Annotated in this window: 9 protein-coding genes; 8 read left to right on the top strand and 1 reads right to left on the bottom strand. The window is 37.2% G+C overall.

What is annotated here, in order from left to right:
• From ACY65O_RS05125 to ACY65O_RS05100, 6 genes are all read left to right on the top strand, one after another.
• Window positions 1-1,376, top strand: a 1,376-nt coding sequence (locus ACY65O_RS05125) for a cryptochrome/photolyase family protein (RefSeq protein WP_462219774.1), incomplete at its 5' end; no start/stop codon positions are given.
• Entirely contained in the window at window positions 1,373-1,855 is a 483-nt protein-coding gene (locus ACY65O_RS05120; protein WP_462219773.1) for a flavin reductase family protein, read from the top strand. The genes ACY65O_RS05125 and ACY65O_RS05120, both read left to right, overlap by 4 nt.
• Complete coding sequence (locus ACY65O_RS05115; RefSeq protein WP_462219772.1) at window positions 1,855-1,992, top strand: DUF2256 domain-containing protein; 138 nt, start codon at window positions 1,855-1,857, stop codon at window positions 1,990-1,992. Before ACY65O_RS05120 ends, ACY65O_RS05115 begins: the two co-directional genes overlap by 1 nt.
• A 3-nt stretch (window positions 1,993-1,995) precedes the next feature.
• Window positions 1,996-2,277, top strand: a complete 282-nt coding sequence (locus ACY65O_RS05110; protein ID WP_462219771.1) for a TIGR03643 family protein — start codon at window positions 1,996-1,998, stop codon at window positions 2,275-2,277.
• Between the two features lies 1 nt (window position 2,278).
• Entirely contained in the window at window positions 2,279-3,364 is a 1,086-nt protein-coding gene (locus ACY65O_RS05105; RefSeq protein ID WP_462219770.1) for an FAD-binding domain-containing protein, read from the top strand.
• Window positions 3,364-3,921 (top strand): acyl-CoA thioesterase, encoded by a 558-nt coding sequence (locus ACY65O_RS05100; protein ID WP_462219769.1) that lies wholly within the window; start codon window positions 3,364-3,366, stop codon window positions 3,919-3,921. Before ACY65O_RS05105 ends, ACY65O_RS05100 begins: the two co-directional genes overlap by 1 nt.
• Before the next feature lies 1 nt (window position 3,922).
• Here the strand turns inward: ACY65O_RS05100 and ACY65O_RS05095 are convergent, their stop codons facing one another.
• Window positions 3,923-4,693: a lysophospholipid acyltransferase family protein gene (locus ACY65O_RS05095; protein ID WP_462219768.1), complete on the bottom strand. Its 771-nt coding sequence runs from the start codon at window positions 4,691-4,693 to the stop codon at window positions 3,923-3,925.
• A gap of 105 nt (window positions 4,694-4,798) precedes the next feature.
• Here ACY65O_RS05095 and hxpB point away from each other — a divergent pair, with 105 nt between their 5' ends.
• Both hxpB and ACY65O_RS05085 read left to right on the top strand, forming a co-directional pair.
• Window positions 4,799-5,458: a hexitol phosphatase HxpB gene (gene hxpB / locus ACY65O_RS05090; protein WP_462219767.1), complete on the top strand. Its 660-nt coding sequence runs from the start codon at window positions 4,799-4,801 to the stop codon at window positions 5,456-5,458.
• Between the two features lie 229 nt (window positions 5,459-5,687).
• Window positions 5,688-8,771: choice-of-anchor J domain-containing protein (locus ACY65O_RS05085; RefSeq protein ID WP_462219766.1), on the top strand; the 3,084-nt coding region annotated here is incomplete at its 3' end.

The raw sequence follows: 8,771 nt of genomic DNA, 5'->3' as shown, positions 1-8,771 counted from the left end.
TTTTTAATAAATATAAATTTCACCGGCAAAAATTAGTGCTGCACAGGGCTTCTATGAAATTATACGCTGATCATCTTATCCATAAAAAAATAAACATTGAATACATCGATGCTGGAAATGAATTAAGTGATGTAAGATGTTTAATCGCAAAGCTCCACCAACAAGAAATTACTACTATTCATTTTGCGGATGTAGCAGATAACTGGTTGAAGAAAAGAATAGTTTCTTCCTGTAAAAAAAATAAAATAGCCCTCACAGAGTATAATACCCCCAATTTTTTAAATACATTACCTGATGTAAAAAGTTACTTCGATAAAAAGAAAACGTATTTTCAAACAGGATTTTATACAGAGCAGCGCAAAAAAAGAAATATTTTATTAAATGCTTCGGGTGGTCCCGAAGGCGGCCAATGGACTTATGATGCAGATAACCGTAAGAAATTTCCTGCAAAACAAAAAGTTCCACCAATAAATTTTGTGAACGAAAACAAGGCCGTTGAGGAAGCAAAATTATATGTGGCAAAAAACTTTACAGACAATTATGGCGCTATCGAAAAATTTATTTACCCAACAGATTTTGCCACTGCAGAAAAATGGCTGGATGATTTTTTTAAAGACCGCTTTGAAAAGTTTGGCCTTTATGAAGATGCAATTGTTGCTAAAGAACATTTTTTACATCATGCTGTAATCAGTCCCATGTTAAATATTGGATTGCTGGAACCCGGCCAGGTTGTTTCTAAAGCCATTACCGCAGCAGCAAAATATAATGTGCCCCTTAATTCGTTAGAAGGATTTATAAGGCAAATAATTGGCTGGCGAGAATTTATTCGTATTGTATATGAAAGAGAAGGAAGTAAACAGCGTACAAAAAATTACTGGGGGTTTAAACGCAAAATACCTGAAGCTTTTTGGAGGGGTGATACCGGTATTCTGCCCATTGATAATGTTATAAAAAAAGTTTTGCAAACGGGTTATTGTCATCACATAGAAAGATTGATGGTAATGGGAAATTTTATGCTGCTTTGTGAGTTTGATCCTGATGAAGTTTATAGATGGTTTATGGAATTATTTATTGATTCATACGATTGGGTAATGGTACCCAATGTATATGGGATGACACAATTTGCAGATGGTGGTTTAATGACGACGAAGCCCTACATCAGCGGCAGTAATTATCTATTAAAAATGAGCGATTATGAAAAGGGTGAATGGACAACAGTATGGGATGGTTTATTCTGGCGCTTTATGCATGTGCACCGGAATTTTTTTTTAAGTAACCCAAGGTTGGGCATGCTGATAAAAACATTTGATAAGATGGCGGTAGAAAAACAACAGGCGCATCTTGATAAAGCAGAAAAATATTTAAACAGCCTGTGACAAAAAAGAAACCCTGGAACAGGATAAACCTCCCCGTATACAGCATTAGCAGTAAAGCAGGTGATAAATACAATATGAATATTTGCACTTATGTTTCTGCAGTAAGTATGCAACCAAAAAGAATGATGGTGGCTGTTTATGAAAATACAAAAACGCTGGGGATTATAAATAGCTATCCGCATTTTGTTTTGCAAATACTTGCGGCACCCCAATACCGGCTGGTGGATTTATTGGGAAAGAAAAGTGGAAATACCATTGATAAAATAAGCAGGCTGGAAAAAAGAAACCTGTTAACCGAATGGAATGGATTTAAAGTTTTGAAAAATGCATTGGCCGTAATGGAATTAAAAACAATTGATACCATATACGGAGGCGACCATAAATTATTTGTATGTGATGTAGTGGCCTATAAAAATTTAAATGATGGTACTGCCTTAACGTTAGATGATTTAAGAAAACATCAGTTAATCCGCATTTAGTGAAACAAAAAAAGAAAGCTGATTTGCCCCAAAAGATTTGTATTACCTGTAACCGGCCTTTTACCTGGCGTAAAAAATGGGAAAAAGTTTGGAAAGAAATAAAATACTGCAGCGACAGGTGCAGAAAAAATAAATAACTGATGAAGGCAATTATTTTAAAAGACAAAGATATTGACCGCATTATTGAAATGGCATGGGAAGACCGTACCAGTTTTGAAGCCATAGAAATACAATTTGGTTTAAAAGAAAAGGAAGTAATCAAATTAATGCGAAAGGAAATGAAAAGTTCCAGTTTTAAAATGTGGCGCAAGCGGACCAATGGCAGGGTTACCAAACATGCAGCCCTCCGCAGCAATGGGGTAAACCGGTTTAAATGTACTATGCAAAAAACCATCACCCACAATAAAATATCTAAAAGATAAAATGAATTTTTCTACCAGTTATAAAAAAATAATTGAAACCCTGAAAAATATTAATCCGGATAAATATGCCGCCACAAGAAATTTTATTGACGGGGCGGTAACTTATTTATCGCCTTATATTTCAAGAGGGGTAATTAGTTTGCCACAGGTAAAAGCACAGATTTTAAAAACACATCAGGCTTACCAGGCAGTAAAACTATTACAGGAGCTGGCATGGAGAGAATACTGGCAAAGGGTTTGGCAAAATGCAGGCGATAAAATATTTACTGATTTAAAACAGGAGCAAACAGCTATAGCCCATCACCAAATGATAGCGGCTGTTGAAAATGCTGGTACCGGAATTATTGCTATTGATAAAAGTATTGAATTGCTCTGCAGTACCGGTTATATGCACAATCATTTCAGGATGTATGTTGCATCAATTACATGCAATATAGGCAGGGCACATTGGTTACAGCCTTCTCAATGGATGTACTATCATTTGTTAGATGGAGATTTAGCAAGTAACAGTTTAAGCTGGCAATGGGTAGCCGCAACCTTCTCCTCAAAAAAATATTATTGCAACCAGGAAAATATAAATAAGTACAGCAAAAGTTATCAGCAAAATACTTTTTTAGATACTTCTTATGAAAAACTTGAAACAATAGAAATACCTGAAGCGCTAAGGGAAAAAAATAATTTTTTCGCTAAAACGGAACTGCCAGAAATAATAATACCCGTTTTAAACAGCAGTAGGCCAACGCTTGTTTACAACTCTTATAACCTGGATCCCTTATGGCATGCTGGTGAAGATGTAAACAGGATTTTATTATTGGAACCTTCCCACTTTAAAAAATTTCCGGTTAGTGATAAAGTGCTGCAATTTGTAACAGACTTAGCAAAAAATATTACCGGCATCCAAATTTTTGTTGGCGAATTTGATGAGCTGGCAGCAATAATTAAAGAAGAAAAAATAATTTTTAAATTGCACCCAGCCTTTTTACATTACTATGGTACAGCAGAAGAATATGAAACTTTATTTCCGCAGGTTACGGGTTATTATTCTTCCTTTTCTGCATACTGGAAAAAATGCGAAAAATATTTGTAATGCTATCAGCATTTATAAATCAGCCTATCTTTACAAAAAAATACATGGAGAAAAAAGCCAGTCAATCAATTGTGGTAATGACGGAATTGGTACTGCCCAACGATACCAATAATTTTGGAAATTTAATGGGTGGCAGGTTAATGTACTGGATGGACATTGCCGCAGCATTAGCTGCAATGAAACATTGCAGTGCACCAGTGGTAACAGCATCTGTTGATAATATTTCTTTTGAAAGCCCTATTAAAATTGGTAACGTGGTACATATAGAAGCAAAAGTTACCCGATCGTTTAACAGCAGCATGGAAGTGCATATGAACGTGTGGGGGGAAGATGCCATTCAGCAATATAAATATAAAAGTAACGAAGCGTATTACACTTTTGTTTCTTTAGATCCTAATGGCAAGCCACGAAAAGTAAATCAACTTATTCCCGAAACTGAAGAAGAAAAAAAATTGTATGAAGGTGCATTAAGAAGAAGGCAATTACGTTTGGTATTGGGCGGAAAAATGAAGGCAGAAGATGCGGATGAATTAAAAGCTTTGTTTACAAAAGAATAATTTATTTATCAATAGCATTCATTAAATGATGTTTACCTTTAAGCATAAATTTTTTGCTTTGTTCAATGGCATCCATTACAACAGCTAAAATATTTTCGGTGGTATCGTTGTAATCAATTTGCAATGGTTCCTTAAAAGTTACCGACAATAAAGAGCCTTTCTTTTTAAATTTCAATCCCTTTTTATTAAATGCCCGCCAGTACCCATTTATAACAACAGGTATAACTATTGGCTGGTGCTGTTTAATAATAAAAGCAGTTCCTTTTCTGCCGGGTGCAAAAGGCTTTGTAGTACCCTGAGGAAAAGTTATTACCCAGTTTTTTTGTAAGGCGCTTTCTATTTTCCGTGTGTCGGACGCATCAAGGCCCCGCCTGACTTCCTGCCCGTTTGCACGCCATGTACGTTTAACCGTTATAGCACCTGCCAGGCTAAATAATTTACTTAGCCAATCGCTTTTCATGGTTTCTTCTGCTGCAACATATTTAACTCTTGTAAAAGGCCACAGCAAATAATAAGGGATACCAAGTTTACTTTTTTTACGCCAGCTTACTGCACAAAAAATGTGTAAAAAAGTAATTACATCTGCAAAATAAGTTTGGTGATTGCTAACAAATAATACATTTTGCTTAGGGAGGTGCTGCAGATTTTCCATGCCTTTAATTTCGAGGCGGTTAATTATATTTAATCCGGGGTAAGAAAATAATCCTACTATGGCATACACTGCACCTTTAATAATTCTTGATTCTTTTAAATTAGCAAGCCATCTTTTCATAAAACAAAATTATTCCCGATAACAATGTAATTTATAAATGTGTTTCAAATATAAAATTGTCATTTGTAAAATCAATCACAGTATGAAGTTAATATATTTGCAGTTATGCAACTTGCAACTGTAATTTTTGATATGGATGGATTGCTGATTGATTCGGAACCAATTTGGGATGAGGCGGCTACAGAAATATTTATGCGTTATGGAATAAAGTTAACAGCTCAACAATATGCTACTACAACTGGTTTGCGTACAAAAGAGTTTATCAGCTGGTGGTTTAGTTATTTTAAAATTCCGCTGAGAGATGCTGATCTTATTGAAAAAGAGATTACGGAAAAAGTTATTGAATTGGTTTTAAAAAAAGGAAAGCCTATGCCGGGCTTATCACATATTTTTAATTTTTTTATTGAAAGGAATTTTAAAATTGGACTGGCTTCTTCATCTCCTTTAAACTTAATTAATGTTGCCATTGACTTATTACAAATCCGAAATCATTTGCATGCCATTTCATCTGCTGCCTGCCTTCAATATGGTAAACCACATCCCGAAGTTTATTTAAACTGTGCAAAGGAACTTAACTCGGTACCTGCAGAATGTATTTGTTTTGAAGATTCATTTAATGGAATTATTGCAGCAAAAGCTGCCAGGATGAAGTGTGTAGTTGTGCCTGCTCCCAGCAGCGCTAAAGAACTAAAATGGAACGCAGCTGACCTTAAAATATCTTCTCTTCAAAATTTTAACCAATTATTGTTACAATCTCTCCAATAATTATACTGGTTTATGAGCGATAATTCTGATTTTAAGAAAAGTTGTTAACAGGCTTTTCAACTAAAAACTAAGTACATATATGTTTTTGTAAAAAACAGAATGAAATTTATACAATTTTAAGTTAAAGTTATTACCTTTAGTTTTGTACTACCTGAACTGCACTGCTTAATTCCCGAGACTAGTCTATCCAGGTGTATGCAATGTACACAAACAAACTAAAACATTTTTTATGCAAAAAACAACTACACTAAAAGACTTTAAAGTGTTTTTGCTCAAAGCGTTTCTTTCGATTCTGGTTTTGAGCATTTCTTTTAAAGCCTCTTTTGGGCAGGAGGGGGCATTATCAAAACCCGCCAGTGCCAAAAAAGGCTTTCCTACAGAGCGACCGGCAGTTCCGGCAAATCAAAAAGCAGTTGTGCAGGAAAGACCTGCATCAAAAAGGCTACCTGCTACTGCTGCATCAATGGGGCCGGTTGAGGCTTCAGATGTCCCGGAAATTAATAAACAAATTGCAGAGAAATTTGCCAATAATCCCGGATTAACTCAAAGGATTCAGGCAACCAGTTCTACCCCAGTTCCAAATGGTTTAACTGATGTTTGTACTTTTAGTGGCTCATTAGCTTCAACAGATTTAACTTTAACCAACGGTCGTTTTTTCCGTGATGGTGTAGCTTCTGTTTGCGGTTCTTCTAAGGTATGCCCGGGGCCGTTTGGTACCGGCCCATATTATTATGACACATATACTTTTACCAACCAAACTTGTGCAAGCCAGTGTGTAACTGTAAGATACAGTGCTAATGGAACAACAGGAGATGTTTTTTCTGTTGCTTATTTAGGCAGTTTTAACCCTGCTAATTTGTGTACAAATTATATTGCAGATGGTGGTTTAAGTTCACTTGTAGGATCTGGTGCGGTAACCTACAATTTTACTCTTGCAGCAAATGCTACAGTAGTAATTGTGGTTAATGGCGCACAAGTAGCTACAGCATGCGATAGTTACAGTTTAGTTGTTAGTGGTATTAATTGTACTCCACCACCATCATGCACTCCTCCAACATCATCTGTTTTAAGTCAGGCTCAAATAGCCGGTCCGCCGGTAAATCTTATAAATGAGCAGTTTGATGGTGCTATACCTCCTGCTGGTTGGAATGTTCAAAACCTAAGCAACCCAGTTGGTTTGACAGGGTGGGCTCAAACAAATTCTACAGTTTTTCCGCCCCAGAGTGGAGCTGGAAAAATTTCTGCTAATTTTAATAACACTTCCGGTACAGGTACAATCAGTAACTGGTTATTTGCACCAACTACCACTTTAAAGAATGGAGACAGGTTTTCTTTCTATACCAGAACAACTACTGGCACATTTCCTGACAGATTACAGTTAAGAATGAGTACAAGCGGTGCCAGTGTAAATGTTGGGAATAATGAAACAACTGTTGGTGATTTTGCCACATTGTTATTAGATATCAATCCTAATTTAACAGGTACTGGATACCCTACTGCATGGACACAGTTTAATGTTACCATGTCTGGTTTGCCGGCAGCCGGTATTTCCGGCCGTTTAGCATTCAGGTATTTTGTAACTGGCGGTGGCCCTGCGGGTGCTAACTCTGATTTTATTGGTATTGATAATGCAGTTTATACCAGTTTTACTCAGATAGATCCAACTACATGTACTGGTTCTACGGCTAATTTAAAAATTGATATTACAGGAGGAAGCTCCCCTACTTACAAAGTAGTTATTGGCGCTGCTCCTGCAACTCCAGGTTATCCGAGAACAATTACAGGTTATGTAAGTGGTGCTAATATACCTGTTACTCCTGCTGTAACTACAACTTACAATTTAGTTTCTGTAGTTGCCGAAGACAATTGTACTTGCGTGGGTACTGGTAATACCGGTACTCCAACAATAGTAGTTTCGCCAACCACTGTTGCACCCATTACTATTAGTGCGGCTCCTGCAGGCGCACTTTGTGCAGGTGATCCTACTTTACTAACGGTTATAGGAGCTCCAACTTCGGGTATTGCTACAACAACATCAGGTCCAATTACGGTAGTAATACCTGATAATAACCCTGCTGGTGTATCCACTGCATTAACTGTTTCCGGCATTCCTGCAACAGCAATTGGAACTGGCGCAAGCGTAAATTTCAATATTACACATACCTGGGATGGAGATGTAGTATTATTCTTAAAAGCACCAAATAATCAGGTCCTGAACCTTGTAAATCAAAGAGGAAGTACAGGTGATAATTTTACCAATACAACTATAAGTTCTACAGGAACTACTTCACTGGCTCCGCCAAGTGCTGCACCTTTTACAGGAACGTTTGCTCCTGATGGGAATTTAGCGGCACCTGCACCAACCGGCTTTACACCCACCACTGCATCATTTACTGCACTATATAATACTACAACATTAAATGGTTCGTGGTTATTTGCAGCAAGAGATGTTGCCGGTGGAGACGTAGGTACTATTACAAGCTGGGGAATAACTATAAATTACAATGTACCTGCAGGTCCTCCGGTTGGATATACTTTCTTATGGAGTCCGGCTGCTGGTTTAAGTTCAACAACAAATAATCCCGTTGCGGCTTCTCCAATGGCTACCACAACTTATACAGTAATGGGTACGGCGCCCAATGGTTGTCAAACTACCGGGGCTATTACTATTAATGTTAACCAATTGCCAGCTGTAAACACACCACCTTCAAACATTACGGTCTGTGCTTTAAGCAACGCTACTTTTAGTATTGTAGGTTCTGGTGCAGGCATTACTTACCGGTGGCAGGTAAGTACTAACGGTGGCGGTCTTTATACTAACATTAGTAATGGTGCACAATATTCTGGCGTAACAACTAATACACTAACAGTAATAGCTGTACCATCTTCTTTTAACGGTTACCGCTACCGTTGTGTAGTTAGTGGTATTTGCCCTCCTTCTGCTAACTCAACTGGAGCTATATTAACTGTTAATGATCTGCCAGTAATTGCGATTACTCCGGGTACACCTGTTTGTGGTGGAATTGCCGGCACGAATGGCACTTTATTAACTGCAGGTTCTTTTGCACCACCAATACCTGGCACAGCTACTTTTAATTCAGGAACAATTAGTGTTGCTGTACCAGATAATACTGCGGCAGGTGTGAGTACTAATTTAAATGTTACAGGTATCCCTGCCAATGCTACAATTACTGGGGTAAGGGTAACATTAAATATGCCGCATACTTATTGTGGTGATATGTTATTCAATCTTAAAGCTCCAAACAATTCAATTTTAGCTTTAGATAAATATTTAGGTGGTACAGGTAACCAG

The organism is Ferruginibacter sp., from assembly GCF_031430955.1.
In the GTDB taxonomy this organism is placed as follows: Bacteria; Bacteroidota; Bacteroidia; order Chitinophagales; family Chitinophagaceae; genus Ferruginibacter.
Note: the sequence above shows the minus strand (reverse complement) of the source record. Positions and strands in the feature narration are given on the sequence as shown.